Here is a 16,437-nt window from a genome sequence, read left to right as displayed (position 1 = left end):
CGGAGCACCACATGTCTGAATTAGCCAACCTCGAAAAAGCGATTGAGAACTCCCAGAAAGAAGTTAAGGAACTCATCGAAGAACAGCGTAAATCCATTAACCAGAACGGCGAAATTAACAAGCAGCTTCAGGCCGATCTGACCAAAGCACAGGAAGAACTGAAGTCTACCGGTACCCGCCTGTTCGATCTTGAGCAGAAACTTGCCGGAAACTCTCCGGATCAGACTGCGCAAAAGTCCTTTGCTGAGCGCGTATCCGAAGACCTGATGAAAGGCTGGGACGGCTCCCGCACCAAGGCAAAAGTCACCAGTTTTGATAAAGCGATTGGTTCCGGCGCGGCGTCAGCGGGTGTGCTGGTGCAGCCGCAGCAGTTGCCTGGTATTCTCATGCCGGGCTTGCGTCGCCTGACCGTTCGTGACCTGCTGGCACAGGGGCGCATCACCAGTAACGCGCTGGAATATGTGCGCGAGAACGTGTTCACCAACGCTGCCGCGCCGGTTGCTGAGGGCACCCTTAAACCTGAGAGCAACATTACTTTCACCAAAGAAACGGCGAACGTGAAAACCATTGCTCACTGGATCCAGGCGTCGCGCCAGATTATGGATGATGCTCCGGCTCTTCAGTCTTACATCAACTCACGCATGATGTATGGACTTGCGCTGGTGGAAGAGAACCAGATGCTCAACGGGGATGGCACCGGTGACAACCTGCAGGGGTTGAACGTGGTGGCTAACGACTATGAAACCACACTCAACGCAACCGGAGATACCGGCGCTGATGTTCTGGCCCACGCCATCTACCAGGTGTCGCTGAGTGAGTTCGAAGCCGACGGCATCATTCTGAACCCGGCGGACTGGCACCGTATTGCCCTGCTGAAGGACGCAAACGGCAATTACATCCTCGGTGGCCCGCAGGCGTTTGCCTCGAAAGTGCTCTGGGGGCTTCCGGTGGTGTCGACCACGGCGCAGACAGCAGGCAAATTCACCGTTGGCGCGTTTGGCCTGGCGTCGCAGGTTTGGGATCGCATGGATGCCACAATCGAGATCAGCAACCAGGATCGCGATAACTTCGTGAAAAACATGCTGACTATCCTGTGCGAAGAACGACTTGCGCTGGCTCATTACCGCCCGGCTGCAATTGTTACGGGTGATGTTGCGGTCGCTTCAGGCGAATAACAGAAGGGCGCGGTCATAAATGGCCGCGTTTACTCTATGAAAATTAAAGCCCTACGTACTTTTTCACACTATCACCTCGGTACTGTATCGCAGGGTGAGAAACGTGATGTACCTAAAGAAATTGGCGAGGCTCTTGTGAAACTGATGCTGGCGGAAGAAGCCGCGCCGGTGAAGGCAGATCTGGCTAAATCTGATATTTCTCCTCCCAAATCCAAAACAGGGGGTAAAAGTGGAAATAAGCGAGGAGCAGATAGCGCAAGTAAAGACACATCTCAGGGTTGATGACAGCAATGAAGATGCGCTGATTGCCGCTTATACCTCTGCCGCGGTCGATTATGTTGAGCGATATTGCGACGGTTCGCTGGTAGAAACCTTAACGCCTGTAGAGGAAGGCGAGGCGCCGCCTCGTGAAATTCTTTTTACCTCAGGTATATGGGCTGCGATGTTATTGCTTATCGGTCACTGGTATACAAACCGCGAAGCCGTAGCGCAGAGCCTGACTGAAGTCCCGCTGGCTGTTGAATCTCTTCTGATACGGCACAGGAGGTGGCATTAATGGGGTGTTCAGGCTGCGCTAAACGGCGTGAATGGTTAAAAAAGTGGACGAAAATAGCCTATGAACGAGCAACAGGTAAACGCGCTGATAGCAGCGCTGAGCGAACAAACAGCAACACAGAGAGAGCAGACGGACGCGATAAACCGCCTGGCTGAATCAAACGTGGCCCTGTGCGATGTCATTATCCAGTCCCTGGCTGGTGAACTGGATGAGGCACCAGAGCAGCAAACCTATCTGAGCGGTAAACCCAGGGGGTAACATGCAGGCCGGGAAATTGCGTCACAAGGTTACCCTGCAGGAGCCGGTAAAAGAGCAGAACCCGACAACGGGAGCCGTAATTAATACCTGGCGAGATGTCGCAACCATCTGGGCCGAAGTATACCCCTTGTCAGCGCGGGAGTTTATTGCGGCCCAGGCATCACAGGGCGAGATAACAACGCGCATAACGATTCGTTACCGGGCGGGCGTCACCAGAAAGCACAGGATTCTGTATCGCGATGGCATTTACAACATTGAAGGCGTTTTACCAGACCCGCGCAGCGGTAGGGAATATCTGACGCTGCCCTGCTCAGAAGGGGTGAATGATGGCTGATGGTGTAGAGGTTAACCTTACCGGGCTTGAGTCGGTGCTGGGCAAGATGGATGCTGTCTCACAGGTGACCCGCAATAAAACCGGACGTGCAGCGCTGCGTAAAGCAGCAAACGTCATCCGGGACAGGGCCCGCAATAATGCCGCTCGTGTCGATGACTTTCTTACTAAAGAAGCCATCTATAAAAATATTGTTGTGAGTTTCAGCAGTAAAGCCTTTCGCAGAACGGGCGACCCAACCTTTCGTGTCGGGGTAATGGGCGGAGCAAGGCAATATGCCAATACAAAGGCCAATGTGCGAAAAGGCAGGGCGGGTAAAAGTTATAATACAGCCGGAGATAAAGGCAATCCCGGTGGTGATACCTGGTACTGGCGATTTCTGGAATTCGGGACCGAGCATATGGCTGCGAGGCCAATACTACGCCCGGCAATGAATGGTGTGGATACTGACGTAATTAATATTTTCGCTGTGGAACTGGAAAAGGCTATCGATCGTGCCGTCCGTAGCGCAGCCAAAAAAGGAACGTCCGTATGATAGCTCCAATATTCTCTGTCTGCGCGGCAAGCCAGGCTGTAAAGGATTTATTGGGTACCAACCCCGTCAGGCTCTATCCCTTCGGGATACAGGATGACAATATCGTTTACCCCTACGCGGTCTGGCAAAACATTGGCGGCTCTCCTGAAAATTACCTGAACCAGCGGCCAGATGCTGATCACTACTCTCTTCAGGTTGATGTTTACGGTGATACCGATGCAGATGTAATTGCCGTGGCCCGCGCATTGCGTGATGCAATTGAGGGGAAAGCCTATATCAGCCGGTGGGGAGAGCAAAGCCGTAATGATTCCACGATGAAATACCGCTATTCCTTCGACGTTGACTGGATAACGACCAGGTAACCAACAACCCCAAACTGACCCGCTACAAGCGGGTTTTTCTATTTATGGAGACTAAAAAATGTCTGTATTAACGCAAGGCACGCAGCTATTTGTGCTGAAATCTGGCGTGGTCAGCGAGGTTGAATGTATCACCAGCTTCAACCCCGGCGGCAACCCGGCCGATCAGATTGAAGATACCTGTCTGAGTGAGCGGGATTCCAGAACCTATAAAAAAGGGCTGAAAACGCCAGCTTCAGCAACTGTCGGGCTGAATGCCGACCCGAAAAACGCCAGCCACATTATGCTTCATGGGCTTTCTGAAACTGATGATCAGACACCGCTAACCTTTGCTATCGGCTGGTCAGATGGTACCAGCGCCCCGACCGTTGCAGCTTCCGGCGATGAAGATGCTGTTGATGGTCTGGTGCTTCCGGCTGATCGCACCTGGTTTATCTTTCAGGGCTACGTTTCCGATTTCCCGTTTGATTTTCAGGCAAATGCCGTGGTTACCACCTCCGCAACTATCCAGCGCTCCGGATCGGCGGTCTGGGTACCTAAAGCAGCAGCGTAATGATTTGCCCGGTCTGCCGGGCTTCTTGATTCAGGAGAAGAAATGAAACTTACTCTCGACACATTAAAAGAGTCCGGGGCATTCACTGGCCGCCCGGTAGAGAAAGAAATAAAATGGAAAGGTCGTGACGGGAAAGAACATATCGCAACCGTTTTTGTGCGTCCTATGGGTTACCACACCACAAAAGCCGATCTGCTGGCTTATAACGGGAAGTCCGATCCAGTTGCCGAGCGCATCGCTGGTAACATTTGCGATGAAGAAGGTAAGCCAATTTTCACGGCGGCTGATATCCTTGGAACTGCATCTGAAGAACGTGGTGCACTGGATGGCCCGATTGTCGTTGCTTTGCTATTGGCTATGCAGGAAGTCAACGAGCTGGGAAAGAATACGAACTCACAGGAGAAGACGAGTTCTGGTGTGAGTTAGTCATGAACGGCATCGGTGGGCGAACGATCGCTGAGGCTCAGGAGCGAATAAGCCTTCGTGAGTTTCAGGTGTGGGTAAAGTACCGCGATAAGTATGGTCCGCTTAACATTATGATGCGTACTGAGTGGGGCGCAGCGTTGGTTGCTTCCGTTCTGGCAAATATCAATAAGTCTACGAACACACCGCCATACAAGATCAGCGACTTCGCCCCGCATATCAATGAATCAGCTGTATCGCTTGAAGACGCGATGAAAACGTGGGAGTGATTGTAGTTTTGGGATTTTAAAAATCCTGCTACCCTTTTGATAACTATTATCACGAGGGAATGATATGAAGAGTTCAGGACAGTTGTTATCGCTGGTAGGCGTAGTTCTTGCAGTATATTCATTGTTCTTTATGGATGTGAGTGTTGATGTTGGTGATGGTTCAAGGGTGAATAACCTTGGGCTAATGGCACAACAGCAAAATTATTTATTAATTGCTATTGTGCTTTTTCTTGCTGGTATTTTTATATCTTTTTCAGGGAAAAAACGTTCATTACCAGAAGTAGACTTCACAAAAATAGAATCGTGCTCTGCAAATGATTTTATTTCTTCAAAGGATGGTGAGCCATGCCTAAATATATTGGCTGTAGATAATCTAGCTCTTATGTTTTTGAAAAAACATGGTTCAAGTAGCGTTAATGATATCCTTTTGATGAACATGCCTTTAATCGATAGGTTGGAACGAGATCTCCCGGATTCATTAAGGAAAGATTTTGTATCCACCCTTAAAAGGAGGTTAAAGGATAATTGTTAAAATAAAGCCCGCTTTTAGCGGGTTTTTTCTCTTGGAGAATTTATGGCTGGCAAGTCACTAGGTACTCTTACTATCGACTTGATTGCAAAAGTTGGTGGATTTGTTTCAGGGATGGATAAAGCTGAACGTGCATCAGCCAAGTGGAGTAAGCAGGTACAAGATGATGTGGCAAAATCTAGTGCAGCGCTTACAGGGATAGGGGCTGCTGCTATTGCTGCTGGGCTAGCTGTAGGTGCCTCCGGATTTCAATTGCTTAAATCAACATCAAGGCAAATATCAGAAACTGATCGCTGGGCTAAATCATTACAGCTATCTACTCAAGAGCTTCTCGCTTGGCAGTTTGCCGCTGAAAAGGCTGGTGTATCGGGTGATCAAATGGCTGATATCTTTAAGGATATTGGCGATAAAATTGGCGATGCAGTATTAAATAAATCTGGTGAAGCTGTAGATGCACTTAATGCCCTTGGATTATCAGCTGAAAAACTATCAAAAGTTAGTCCGGATAAACAATTGCTCGCTATAGGTGAATCCCTAGAGAAAATTAGTACTAATGCCGAGAAAACAACGATTCTTGAAAGTTTGGGTAATGACCTTTCAAAATTGCTTCCTTTGTTTGATAACAATAATAAAAAACTTAAACAGTTTATTGATCTTGCTAAAGATTATGGTGTTGCTCCCGATCCATCCTCTATTGATGATTTAGTGAAGGTAAACCAGCTCTTTGAAGATATGGAGGCTCAAGTCGCTGGGCTCAAAATTGAGATTTCGGCAGGGTTAGCTAAAGTCGATCTAAACCCTTTACAGAGTTCACTTGATAAACTTCATGATGTACTGACTGATCCTGTTGTTCTTCAAGGTATTTCTGATCTTGTATCAGAAGTTGCCAAGCTTGCCGGATGGCTTGTAAAAGCTGCTGCGGGAGCTGGCCAACTTGCCTCTAGCACTGGTAACCGTTTCGCGGCACTTAGCGGTAAAATTGACCTCTCGAATATTGACCAGGTCAATGAACGTATTACTTATTTGCAAAAAAGCCTTGAGGGAAGAAATGGTTTTTACTCTAAAGGTGAGTCGATGTTTGGTTGGCTTACCGGAGTAGATGACAGCGCAAAAGCCCTCAATGATGAGTTACTTTCTCTTATAGAAACAAGAGATAAACTTTCTAATACCAGCAGGGTATCTCTACCTCTTCAGGCTGCAACAGTAGGAACTGACAATCCGTTTGCACTACCTGCGGGAAGTACGAATGGTAAGCCTGCTAAAACACCAGTAAATAAACTTGATAATGCTTATAAAGCTGTGGAGCAGAGCTATCTACGTCAGATTGTATTAACCGATCAACTTACTGGTAAAACGAAAGAAGTCACAGAGCTTGAAAAACTGCGATTCGATTTATCTACTGGAAAACTTGTAGGTATTAATAAAGAGCAACAGATTAGGCTGGAAGGGCTTGCATCTGAAATTGATAAATACAATGCCCTGTCAAAATTCCGTGATTTACAAGATGAGTTATTAACACCTGAAGAAAAGCTCCTTAAAACCACGAAAGAACGCTTTAAAGTCCTGAAAGATATTCAGGGATTGCCCGGAGTCAGCAAGGAAGAAGTAAAAAAAGCAACCAAAGCTATCACCGAAGATTCATTTGCCGATATGCCTAACTTTACTGGTATAGACCCCATGTTTGGTGGGCAACTCGGTGAGCTAAGAAAAGTCGATGATGCGCAGAAAGAGCAGGAAAAGTGGTATCAGAACCAACTTGATTTGCTTGAACAGAACCGACAAGCACGCGCTGACCTTAATGAAGAATGGGACGCCAGAGAACTTGAGTTAAAGAAAAAACACCAGGATGAAATGAACAGGCTCGACGATGCCCGCAATCAACTGATGTTAAGTAGTGTTGTTGATGGTCTGGGATCAATGGTTGATATGACTCGTACTGCTTTTGGGGAGCAATCAGGCATATATAAAGCAGCATTTGCTGTTCAAAAAGCTGCAGCTATAGCTCAATCAATTATTGCTATTCAGCAAGGGATCGCGATGGCGGCCGCAAACCCATTTCCCTACAACCTCGTAGCTATGGCAAGTGTTGCAGCCTCAACAGCGAGTATCGTATCCAATATTTCTGCTGTGGGGATGGCCCACGATGGGCTTGATAGTGTCCCAGAGACGGGTACATGGCTCCTGCAAAAAGGCGAGCGAGTTACTACTGCTAAAACCAGTGCAAAACTTGATGCCACCCTGGATAGAGTCAGCAAAGACACTACTGGTGGGAAGCTCCCGGATGTGCATATCAGCACAACTGTAAATGGTGATCCAGACCAGAGAACGCTTCTTCTGTTGAAAGAGACACAAAAGCAAGCAGTTCAGGAGGCTCTCAATTTGAGTGCAAACCAGATCGCAACAGGGACAGGGAAAATAGGTAAGGCCATGGGAAGTGGTTGGAGCACCGGGAGGAAGTTAACCTGATGGCCATAACAAGCACTATCTACTATCCGCACGATGTTTTGCCCGTCCCTTTGCAAGAGGGATATGGGCTAACACCTACAAGCCCGATAATCAGAACACAGCTCACTACAGGGAGGGCAAGGCAAAGGCGCCGTTATACCTCCACTCCTACCCAGGCCAGTGTTACCTGGCTACTGACAGATGTTCAGGCCCAGGCATTTGAAGCATGGTTTCGGGATGCCTTATCTGATGGCGCATCATGGTTCAATATGAACCTGCGAACGCCTGGAGGTGAGTCGTCAAAGGTTTGCCGGTTCACGGACATCTATGATGGACCTGCGCTGACAGGCGGAAATTACTGGCAGTACACCGCAACTCTTGAATTATGGGAGCGTCCACTCCTGCCGCCGCCATGGGGTAATTATCCTGAGTGGGTTGCAGGTAGTTCACTACTCGATATTGCACTCAACAGGGAGTGGCCAAAACATGACGATACTTAATCGCCTCTACGCCAGCAGCGGGTCGGAGGTCATTATTGAAACGCTGCAGATAACTATCGGTTCTGATGTTCACTACCTCTGCCAGGGTTATGAGGACATCACCGCGACGACGGAGAACGGCGAGACCGTAACGTTTACCGCCTGCGCGCTGGATATTGCGCTGCCGGCGCGTAATGAGGACGGAACGCAGGACCTGAAATTCGCTCTGTGCAATATCGACGGCGTTGTGTCCACGGCGATCCGCAATGCGCTGGGGAACCGCCTTTCGGCGTCGCTGACTTACCGGAGTTATATCTCCACAGATTTAGCGGCGCCTGCAGCGGTACCGTATACGCTGCAGGTCAAATCTGGCTACTGGACAGCGACAGAGGTGCAGATCACCGCGGGCTATATGAATGTCCTCGATACAGCCTGGCCGCGATACCGTTATACGCTCCCTTTATTCCCCGGTCTGCGTTACATCAGCTAAGGAATCCCAATGTTTAACCCTGACAAATACCTTTCAGTCACCTGGCTGAAGGGCGGCAGAGTGTATCCGCAACTCGACTGTTTTGGCCTGGTCAATGAAATTCGCCGGGATCTAAACTTGCCTGAATGGCCCGATTTCGCCGGGGTGACTAAAGACGGTGGCGGCCTTGATCGTGAAGCGCGGAAGTTAATGTTAACACTGGAACGTTCTGACCCTTGCGAGGGGGCTGGAGTGGCTTGTTTCTCTGGTTCGACGGTGACGCATGTTGCTGTTGTGGTGAAATTAAATGGCGAACTGATGGTTGCAGAGTGTGGGAGCGCCACTAATGTGACGTTCCTGCCGCTGAGTCGCTTTAAGCGCCGCTATGTCCGAGTGGAGTTCTGGAAGTGACTATAAAATTTTATCCATCCCGCTTGCCGGGAGAGCCTCTTGAAACCCATGAACATAGCTGTATGACTATTCGAGAGTGGCTGGTGAAAAATGTAGAAAATTACACCGACAAAAAAATACCGCCGCTGGCCATTGATGTGGACGGCGTTCCCATCGCATCAGAGGATTGGTCGTCTCAGGCAATCAGTCCCGCAAGCGATGTGCGGATGTATCCAGTCCCATTTGACCCGGTGACACTTGGATGGATCGCTGTGGGTGTAGCTGTCGCAACCGCCGCTTATTCTCTTTTCATGATGAGTGGCCTTGACGCCGGTGGCTACACGTCATCCACCGGACGAAGCCTCGACCTGAACCCCGCGAAAGCAAACAGCGCGAAACTGGGTGATGCGATTCGTGAAGTTTTTGGGCGCGTGCGTATTTATCCGGATTATGTTGTGCAGCCCGTTACCCGGTTCGATGCTGCCGATCCAACGAAAATGCGCGTACAGATGCTGCTGTGCCTTGGTGTCGGAACTCTGGATTATACCAATGGCGATATCCGCGTTGGCAGTACGCCTGCATCGACCCTGCCGGGATTCAGCAGCACGCATTACCCCCCTGGTGCGGACGTTTCCGGCGATGAGCGCAGTGAAAACTGGTTCAATTCTACCGAGGTGGGCGGGACGTCATCCGGTACCGGGCTGGACATGGCCCAGACGTCGCCGGATGCGGACGACATTATCGCAGACAGCATGACCGTGACCGGAGCAGACGTAACGTTTACCGGGCTGGACACGGATGATGGTGATGATGACGACGAGAACGACAATTCTCTGCCGGATAGTTGGGTAGAAGGCGCGATTGTTGAGATAAAGGCTCCTGCCAATTACCAGATATCAACGGCGGCCGGGTACAGCGTTATCGCCAGTCCTCTTCTGACAGAGATCGCGCCGGTGGTCGGTATGCCGGTGACGCTCAGTTTCAATAGCGTCGATTACGATCTGTTTATTGCGTCATATACATCGGGTCAGGCCGCCGTCCCCGGCGTTGGTGGCAGCGCTGCTAAAGTACAGGCCAGCGCAGCCCCTACCACCTACGACTTTTCGACCAGCTCCAGCACGTTCACGATCACGTGGCAGGGGATCGCTTACTCGGTGTCTCTGGTGGCGAACTATGTGTCGATGTCTGGACTGCTGGCGGCCATCACCGAAGGGCTGACTGGTTCCGGCCTGGTCGCGCAGGATAACGGCGGCACTGTACTGATAACCGAGGCGGCCAGTCCGTTCGCGGGAGGAGCAATCACATCATCCTCGCTGCCTGCTGCCGTTTTCGGTGATGCCCCGGTTTACACCTCCGGCACGGCATCAACCGGTGGCAGCCCGGCGGTAACGGCAAATGTGACGCTCGCCTATAGCAGCGCCACGGGAACCGCATTTTCGGGCATGCCTGAAGGCGTGCAACGGCTTTCACTTGCTCACCGCGGGAATGAGTACCGGATTGTGTCAGCTGACGGCACGACGGCGACGGTGGCGCGTCTGTTTAACGGTACCGTTGATGAGTCATGGCCGGGATTCACCGCCAGGACGATGATCGACTACGAGGCAACCGGGCTCAACGACACGCTGAGTTGGCTGGGTCCGTACCTTGTCTGTCCTGAAAATGAAACCGTGGATATGTTCGAAGTGAATTTTTCCTTTCCGAACGGCATCTGCGGTTTTGACAGCAAGGGAAAAAAGCGACTCCGGCATGTTGAGTGGGAAATTCAGTACCGGATTTATGGCTCCGGCTCTGGGTGGGTCAGTAAACAGGGCGAGTACGCGCTGAAAAACGTTAACGGTCTGGGCTTTACTGAGCGGATCACACTCGCTTCTCCGGGGCTTGTAGAGGTTCGCTGCCGACGGCGCAACGAGCAGGGCTCCAATAATGCCAGGGATTCGATGTACTGGCAGGCACTGCGCGGGCGCCTGCTGACGCGTCCTTCATCCTATCCCGGAGTGTCGCTGATGGCGGTGACCGTCGAGACGGGCGGTAAACTGGCGGCGCAGTCTGACCGCCGCGTAAACGTTGTGGGGACGCGTGCCTATGAAACCGGAACGGCCAGAACCATTTCGGGGGCGCTGCTCCATGTCGGGAACTCGCTGGGGCTGGAGATGGATGTCGATACCATTAACGCACTGGAGTCTGCGTACTGGACGCCGCGGGGAGAGTATTTTGATTTCGCTACCGGCGACAGTATCTCGGCACTGGAAATGCTGCAAAAGATCACCAACGCCGGCAAGTCACGTTTTCTGCTGAGTGATGGCCTGGCGACAGTAAACCGGGAAGGGATTAAGCCCTGGACAGGCGTCATCACCCCGCATGAGATGGTCGAAGAGCTGCAGAGTGGTTTCACTGCTCCATCTGACGATGATTACGACGGCGTTGACGTGACTTACATTAACGGGACCACCTGGGCGGAAGAGACGGTTAAATGCCGCACTCCCGATAACCCCACACCGGTGAAAATCGAGGATTACAAACTCGACGGGGTATTGAGCCAGGATCACGCTTATCAAATCGGGATGCGGCGCCTGATGAAATACCTGCAGCAGCGGGTAACGTTCCAGACGACGACCGAAATGGACGCGCTCTGCTACAACGTTGGCGATCGTATTGTGCTGACCGACGATATACCGGGGAATAACACGATTTCCTGTCTTGTTGAGGAGATGACAACATCTGGCGGTTCAACGACCTTCACCGTTACGGAGCCGCTGGACTGGTCTTTTGAAAACCCTCGCGCGCTGATCCGTTACCAGGATGGCTCGGCCTCCGGTCTGATGGTGGCGACCAGAGCAGGGGATTATCAACTTTCTGTCCCGCATCTGAGTGAGTTTGATGACCTGCTGAAAATCAATTTATCGTCTGCAACCATCGAGCCGATCCGGCTGGTGTTCTGCGGCTCAACGCGGCATGTCTATGATGCGCTGGTGGCAGAAATTGCCCCACAGTCTGACGGCACCTGTCAGGTGACCGCCAACGAATATCTTGAATCGTTCTACGCCTACGACGACGCCACATACCCCGGCGACGTCGCGTAATACCCCATAAAAACCCCTTATTAACTCTTTTCGCTCAAACCCTCGTTTGGGCGAACGCCTTTTTTGGAGCAAAAAACATGGCCTTTAACCCGGAGCTGGGGAGCACGTCTCCCGCCGTGCTGCTCGATAACGCTGAGCGTCTGGATAAGCTAGTGAATGGTGATGCGCTGACCGAACCGGACCGCGCGGGCGTTGATCTGGATACCTGGCGCGGAATGATGGCGAAAAACGATGAGGTTAGGAAAAACCTGATCCCATTGAGTAAGCAGTACATGACGATTGAGGCGGCGCAGGCGGATATTGCGAATATTCCCGAGGGGTCAACGACCTATGTGAGAAGCCCTGGCAATATAGCCCTGGCATTTGAAGTGATTAATAATGGGGGAGTGCTTGAGCCTACTTACAGAGCTATGCCGTCACAAACAGCTTTAGTTCCTTTGCGCTTGGCGAATATGTTCGATGATGGTGGCTTTCGTTCAGGCCTGCCGCCGAAGATGAAAAATGCCGGGTCATCCTATGTAACAGGTAAACTTGTTGCCATTACGGATACCTACCTGCTCGGAATTGGTTGCAAAAATGGAGTCCGTCTTCCTGATGGTGATACCTATGCCAGCATGCTGGCCTCTCCGGTAAAAATCCCTGAGCCGCTGTATGGTAAATACGTGCTGATGTCAGCGCTGGTATTCTCAGCTGATGGTTCTTTTGGCGCAGATTCAACGTGTTCATATCTGGCTGACGCGGGCCTGAATAACATCACCAGCCCGGCGGTTCCTTATGTCAATTTCCGTCGCGACATTTCTGCAAATATCCGCTGCTATGGCACCCTGGCTTTTGTTCCTGCCGACGGGAGTGCCAGATACCTGCATATTGGTAAAGCAGGATTAGGGGCTCCCTCAGATTCGAGATTTATTACGGGTCTGTGCTACGTGTTCAGTGAATCTGCGATGACACTCGACAGCGTGAAATGGGACGCGCCATACCCGGCCAGCGACTTTGCAATCAACCATCGCGAACTGGATAAAAAGTTCAATTACCACGGCAATATCATCAACTTCGGCGACCTTGATGGTGGTTCGCTGAACCCGCTGATTCGCTCCGGCTCATCCGTTGTTGCCCTCACTACACAGCAGACGTTAATTGAGCGTGGCTATAAAAATGCCCTGCAAGCCCGTATCGGCGGAACAGAGTTCATTCGCAGCACCGGTAATGCAGACCTGCGCGGGAAAACTGTTTGCGGGTATTTTCTCGTCTATGCTGAGAATGCTGCTGATATTGATAACCTGGACTACGCGAATATATTTCAGAGCAATGATGGGAATCTCGCGCAGATCACCTACAGCAACGATATCGGTAAGCGTAAAGTGGGCGACTACCTGTGGCTGCTCTGGGCAAAGGGCACCGTTAACGCGTATACCAACCCAGTCACTGAACTTTGTCTGGGCTGGTCGACGGCGCCTGTCACTGCGAACCGGTTTGCCACCGCCTTTTATCTTTCCGTCGGAGCAACGGACTACGATATTCAGCCGCTACTCTGGAGCCTGACAGAGCGCAACGTTGCCAAGCGTGTAGTCAACGACCTGGACACGTTGAACCAGGTGCGCTTTACAAACCAGGATGTGCTGCAGTTTAATTTCGAGCGCAACCTGCTGACGTATGGTGACATGGATGGGGGAAGCCTGAATCCGCCGGTTCGTGGTGGGTCGGCTGATGTATCCCTGACCACTCAGCAGTCATTGCTGGATCGCGGATATACCAGGGCAATTAAGTGGCGTACCGACGGGTCAGCGACGGAGTTTGTTGGCTATACCAGTACTACCGATCTGCGCGGGAAATACGTCGGTGCCTATTTCCTGATTTATGCAGAGAACCCTGCTGATGTCGCAGGTATCGCCCGGGCGCAGATTTTCCAGGTTAATGGTGCATCTCTGGTTGAGATCACCTACACCACTGAGCGCGGTATCAAAACCGTAGGGCCGAACTTGTATCTTGTGTGGCAGGCCGGTCAGGTTAGTACCTATGCTTCACCCGTTTACACTCTGTGGGTGGGGTCAGGTGTTGCACCGGCTACGTCTGAGCGTTACGCGACCGGTTTTTTCCTGATGGCTGCGGATACCGCGATAACTATGGATCCCATATTGCGCCGCCTGACAGAGCGCAATATGTCCAAGCTGGTAGCCGGGCAGTATTCAGTTTCCCCTGCCGAGTTCATCAGCGAAAAAATCACCGTCAAAAACAGCAGTAAAACTGTTTTTGCGGGGGACAGTTATTCCGAATCGATGCATGCACTGAAAGATAAGTCTTATGCCGCCGTGCTGTCTTCGTTGACAGACTGGCGGATAGAGCCATATGGCGTATCAGGCAACACCTATCTGATGATTAACGATCGCATCCTGAATAACAGCAAAACATTTGGGTGGGGCATCAGAGACATGGGGGCCAGCCACGTGGTGATTATCAGCCAGACGAATGATGCGGCCATTCGCGCAACAAACTGGCGGTACTGGCAGGCCAACATGGAGAGAGTCGTCCGCTCTGTACGCGCGTTAGGAGCAAAACCCATCATTTGCAGTGAGCACCCGCAAATCGAGCCGTATGCCTACGCACAGATGAGAGCTGTCGCGGATACGCTGGGCGCAGAATTCTGGGATATCACGACTGAGGCGCGAAATTTTGAGTTTTTCTCAGAACCACGCATATGGGCCGGTTCTCACCCAGGAACACGAACCAACTCCCAGCTCTGGTCCCCAATATTAAAATGTATTAATGCGATGCCGCGCCCGCGCAGTGGAATTAAAATATTCCGGCCACGGCCAGGCGTCACTATCAGCTCAGTGAGCGATCTGGTTTATGGAAATATTCTGGAGAGGGCGAAGAAGTTCAAAGAGATCACATTGGGCCATACCGCCATTCCGGATGCGAAACAGGCCTACTTCGATGATTTGACTGTATTGAATAACGATATCGGCGCAAACCGGACCCGTTACAACTCTGAATACGGTCAGTTGGCGCAGGGAAATTCTCTGTCATTCACAAACTTTGCTCTGGTGGAAGCTATCCTCCCGTCGTCCGGAGAGGGCGTGTCATCTGTGAATCTGGTAACTAAAGGGGATTCAGTAACGATTTATGCACTGAACTATCTGGTTGCACCTGACCAGAGCAGCCCGGAAGCCACATTCAACAGCCCGGTTGCGGCCTGGCAGCAAATCAGTGGACCGCTGACGGGAAGTGATGCGGTGAAATTTATGCAGGGGGATAAAATCAGCTTTTTACTGGTGGCTTCCGGGAATTTCAGCCTGTCAGACATCCATGTTGATTACACAGGGCGAGATAGCAAGCAGGTCAATAACTGGCAATCGCAGGAAAAACGAGCCCGCGGGAGTGAGCTGCTTTCGCAGACTCGCTTTGGTGATACGGAAATTGCCTCATGGAATCGTATTGGAAGTGTGCCGCGTTATGTCCCGGCGGGCGGGAATCCTCCGGCAGGATGCACAAAGGTTGTGGCGGTTGATGATACAAATTTTGTGTCTCAGGACTTTATGGCCCCCACAGAACAGGATGCCGTCGAGCTGGAAATAAAAATCTGGTGTCGTCGATGGCTCCCCCTCTTCAGTTCAGCGTCCGATTTTTCAACCTCCCCAATAACGTCAGACTCTCAGGATTTTGCCGAGTTAAGGCTTCTTATCGGGCAGCAGGCCGACGGAAAAGAGACGCTGGCGATGCAATACAGCCTGCCAGTGGGGCTGGGATGGATGGAGCACAAAATACGGTACTGGGCGGTAGGGGCAAATGCAGCCGCAACAAACGCATTACGGCTTACACTTTTGGGAGAGACAGCAAAGCAGATCGAGATAGCCTGGGTTTCTGTCAAAGAAGTTTAATTCTTTGCCACGGACGGCAATTCAATAGCAAACAGAACATTGCGGCTGTCATTGAAATTGATAGCCGCAACCTCTCTTGATCTTCCCTTTCGATAAAACTACTGTATGTATAAACAGTGATTATGCGAGGGAAGATCGTGCTTAGACAAACAGACATAAACCAGGCGTTTCGCGAGTCAGTTTTGCGCAACTCAAAGGGATATCAATACTTACACACACGGGATTTCGTTTCATCATTACAGCAGCGCGGCATTCACTTCTCACACTCTGATGCTAATCGGTGGATAGAGCGCTATCAAAGCTGCTTCGCTGACAAAACTCCGGGCCACACCGAAAACAGGCTTTGGATTTTAAGGAATATGGGGAGGATCATGTAATGATGGTAAGTTCGTTTCCTTCACCTGCTGCCGACTATGTTGAGCAGAGACTGACTGTCACGGCTGCGTGCAATATTGGCGCGAACTCTCAGGTTATAGAGACTGATCGCGGCTATGTCGTTCTCGATTTATCGCTGAAGGTGACGCAAGGAAGCGTCCTTCTTATCCGCCTGGCTGGCGAACTGCAGTTTGCAAAATTGATGGGCCGCTCTTTTATTACAGCCGAAGGCGAGAGCATTGAAGGTGAGGCGCTGAAAGACGTGGAATTGCTCGGAGTCGCAACCCATGCGATTAACGACTTGAGACAGTATACAAGTCCTGTTTGATAAAA

At 51.0% G+C, this 16,437-nt stretch carries 18 protein-coding genes and 1 pseudogene; all 19 read left to right on the top strand.

The window, feature by feature from the left end:
- The first annotated feature begins 11 nt into the window (after positions 1-11).
- Entirely contained in the window at positions 12-1,175 is a 1,164-nt protein-coding gene (locus ABLU96_RS19090) for a phage major capsid protein (RefSeq protein WP_075912849.1), read from the top strand.
- A 36-nt stretch (positions 1,176-1,211) separates the two neighbouring features.
- Positions 1,212-1,457, top strand: a complete 246-nt coding sequence (locus tag ABLU96_RS19085) for a hypothetical protein (RefSeq protein WP_348862718.1) — start codon at positions 1,212-1,214, stop codon at positions 1,455-1,457.
- Positions 1,405-1,731, top strand: a complete 327-nt coding sequence (locus ABLU96_RS19080; RefSeq protein ID WP_348862717.1) for a head-tail connector protein — start codon at positions 1,405-1,407, stop codon at positions 1,729-1,731. The genes ABLU96_RS19085 and ABLU96_RS19080 overlap by 53 nt, the downstream gene beginning before the upstream one ends.
- A 60-nt stretch (positions 1,732-1,791) precedes the next feature.
- A complete protein-coding gene (locus ABLU96_RS19075) occupies positions 1,792-1,989 on the top strand; it encodes a hypothetical protein (RefSeq protein ID WP_101827060.1) in 198 nt (65 codons plus the stop codon).
- Between the two features lies 1 nt (position 1,990).
- Positions 1,991-2,323: a phage head closure protein gene (locus tag ABLU96_RS19070; RefSeq protein ID WP_075912897.1), complete on the top strand. Its 333-nt coding sequence runs from the start codon at positions 1,991-1,993 to the stop codon at positions 2,321-2,323.
- Positions 2,316-2,855: an HK97-gp10 family putative phage morphogenesis protein gene (locus tag ABLU96_RS19065; RefSeq protein WP_101827061.1), complete on the top strand. Its 540-nt coding sequence runs from the start codon at positions 2,316-2,318 to the stop codon at positions 2,853-2,855. The genes ABLU96_RS19070 and ABLU96_RS19065 overlap by 8 nt, the downstream gene beginning before the upstream one ends.
- Entirely contained in the window at positions 2,852-3,217 is a 366-nt protein-coding gene (locus ABLU96_RS19060) for a DUF3168 domain-containing protein (protein ID WP_017146243.1), read from the top strand. Before ABLU96_RS19065 ends, ABLU96_RS19060 begins: the two co-directional genes overlap by 4 nt.
- Before the next feature lie 58 nt (positions 3,218-3,275).
- Entirely contained in the window at positions 3,276-3,767 is a 492-nt protein-coding gene (locus tag ABLU96_RS19055) for a phage tail tube protein (RefSeq protein WP_064355146.1), read from the top strand.
- A gap of 42 nt (positions 3,768-3,809) precedes the next feature.
- The gene (locus ABLU96_RS19050) at positions 3,810-4,193 is read left to right on the top strand and encodes a phage tail assembly chaperone family protein, TAC (protein ID WP_017146241.1); all 384 of its coding nucleotides are present in this window, start codon (positions 3,810-3,812) and stop codon (positions 4,191-4,193) included.
- A 2-nt stretch (positions 4,194-4,195) separates the two neighbouring features.
- Complete coding sequence (locus tag ABLU96_RS19045) at positions 4,196-4,459, top strand: hypothetical protein (protein ID WP_017146240.1); 264 nt, start codon at positions 4,196-4,198, stop codon at positions 4,457-4,459.
- A 64-nt stretch (positions 4,460-4,523) separates the two neighbouring features.
- Entirely contained in the window at positions 4,524-4,991 is a 468-nt protein-coding gene (locus tag ABLU96_RS19040) for a hypothetical protein (protein ID WP_075912885.1), read from the top strand.
- A gap of 42 nt (positions 4,992-5,033) precedes the next feature.
- Positions 5,034-7,454 carry a phage tail tape measure protein gene (locus tag ABLU96_RS19035; RefSeq protein WP_101827062.1) on the top strand — a complete coding sequence of 807 codons (2,421 nt, stop codon included), beginning with the start codon at positions 5,034-5,036 and terminating at the stop codon, positions 7,452-7,454.
- Positions 7,454-7,933, top strand: a complete 480-nt coding sequence (locus ABLU96_RS19030) for a hypothetical protein (RefSeq protein ID WP_064355234.1) — start codon at positions 7,454-7,456, stop codon at positions 7,931-7,933. Before ABLU96_RS19035 ends, ABLU96_RS19030 begins: the two co-directional genes overlap by 1 nt.
- Positions 7,920-8,402: a DUF1833 family protein gene (locus ABLU96_RS19025; RefSeq protein ID WP_075912865.1), complete on the top strand. Its 483-nt coding sequence runs from the start codon at positions 7,920-7,922 to the stop codon at positions 8,400-8,402. Before ABLU96_RS19030 ends, ABLU96_RS19025 begins: the two co-directional genes overlap by 14 nt.
- A gap of 9 nt (positions 8,403-8,411) precedes the next feature.
- Positions 8,412-8,792: a nitrite transporter gene (locus ABLU96_RS19020; protein WP_075912864.1), complete on the top strand. Its 381-nt coding sequence runs from the start codon at positions 8,412-8,414 to the stop codon at positions 8,790-8,792.
- Entirely contained in the window at positions 8,789-11,851 is a 3,063-nt protein-coding gene (locus tag ABLU96_RS19015; RefSeq protein ID WP_348862713.1) for a host specificity factor TipJ family phage tail protein, read from the top strand. Before ABLU96_RS19020 ends, ABLU96_RS19015 begins: the two co-directional genes overlap by 4 nt.
- 77 nt (positions 11,852-11,928) lie before the next feature.
- Positions 11,929-12,291 (top strand): annotated as a pseudogene (locus ABLU96_RS19010) (flagellar biosynthesis protein); the annotation flags it as partial.
- A 3,575-nt stretch (positions 12,292-15,866) separates the two neighbouring features.
- Entirely contained in the window at positions 15,867-16,106 is a 240-nt protein-coding gene (locus tag ABLU96_RS19005; protein WP_320339669.1) for a hypothetical protein, read from the top strand.
- Complete coding sequence (locus ABLU96_RS19000) at positions 16,106-16,432, top strand: hypothetical protein (protein WP_233932890.1); 327 nt, start codon at positions 16,106-16,108, stop codon at positions 16,430-16,432. The genes ABLU96_RS19005 and ABLU96_RS19000 overlap by 1 nt, the downstream gene beginning before the upstream one ends.
- Positions 16,433-16,437: the final 5 nt, after the last annotated feature.

This window comes from Klebsiella sp. CN_Kp106, assembly GCF_040064575.1.
In the GTDB taxonomy this organism is placed as follows: Bacteria; Pseudomonadota; Gammaproteobacteria; order Enterobacterales; family Enterobacteriaceae; genus Klebsiella; species Klebsiella michiganensis.
The sequence above is the reverse complement of the archived record's forward strand: the minus strand, read 5'-3'. Positions and strand labels throughout refer to the sequence as shown.

What these genes read in the sequence shown, in the direction of transcription:
- ABLU96_RS19090 (WP_075912849.1), top strand. Translation starts at nt 12, where the DNA reads ATGTCTGAATTAGCCAACCTCGAAAAAGCGATTGAGAACTCCCAGAAA.
- ABLU96_RS19085 (WP_348862718.1), top strand. Translation starts at nt 1,212, where the DNA reads ATGAAAATTAAAGCCCTACGTACTTTTTCACACTATCACCTCGGTACT.
- ABLU96_RS19075 (WP_101827060.1), top strand. Translation starts at nt 1,792, where the DNA reads ATGAACGAGCAACAGGTAAACGCGCTGATAGCAGCGCTGAGCGAACAA.
- ABLU96_RS19070 (WP_075912897.1), top strand. Translation starts at nt 1,991, where the DNA reads ATGCAGGCCGGGAAATTGCGTCACAAGGTTACCCTGCAGGAGCCGGTA.
- ABLU96_RS19065 (WP_101827061.1), top strand. Translation starts at nt 2,316, where the DNA reads ATGGCTGATGGTGTAGAGGTTAACCTTACCGGGCTTGAGTCGGTGCTG.
- ABLU96_RS19060 (WP_017146243.1), top strand. Translation starts at nt 2,852, where the DNA reads ATGATAGCTCCAATATTCTCTGTCTGCGCGGCAAGCCAGGCTGTAAAG.
- ABLU96_RS19055 (WP_064355146.1), top strand. Translation starts at nt 3,276, where the DNA reads ATGTCTGTATTAACGCAAGGCACGCAGCTATTTGTGCTGAAATCTGGC.
- ABLU96_RS19050 (WP_017146241.1), top strand. Translation starts at nt 3,810, where the DNA reads ATGAAACTTACTCTCGACACATTAAAAGAGTCCGGGGCATTCACTGGC.
- ABLU96_RS19045 (WP_017146240.1), top strand. Translation starts at nt 4,196, where the DNA reads ATGAACGGCATCGGTGGGCGAACGATCGCTGAGGCTCAGGAGCGAATA.
- ABLU96_RS19040 (WP_075912885.1), top strand. Translation starts at nt 4,524, where the DNA reads ATGAAGAGTTCAGGACAGTTGTTATCGCTGGTAGGCGTAGTTCTTGCA.
- ABLU96_RS19035 (WP_101827062.1), top strand. Translation starts at nt 5,034, where the DNA reads ATGGCTGGCAAGTCACTAGGTACTCTTACTATCGACTTGATTGCAAAA.
- ABLU96_RS19030 (WP_064355234.1), top strand. Translation starts at nt 7,454, where the DNA reads ATGGCCATAACAAGCACTATCTACTATCCGCACGATGTTTTGCCCGTC.
- ABLU96_RS19025 (WP_075912865.1), top strand. Translation starts at nt 7,920, where the DNA reads ATGACGATACTTAATCGCCTCTACGCCAGCAGCGGGTCGGAGGTCATT.
- ABLU96_RS19020 (WP_075912864.1), top strand. Translation starts at nt 8,412, where the DNA reads ATGTTTAACCCTGACAAATACCTTTCAGTCACCTGGCTGAAGGGCGGC.
- ABLU96_RS19000 (WP_233932890.1), top strand. Translation starts at nt 16,106, where the DNA reads ATGATGGTAAGTTCGTTTCCTTCACCTGCTGCCGACTATGTTGAGCAG.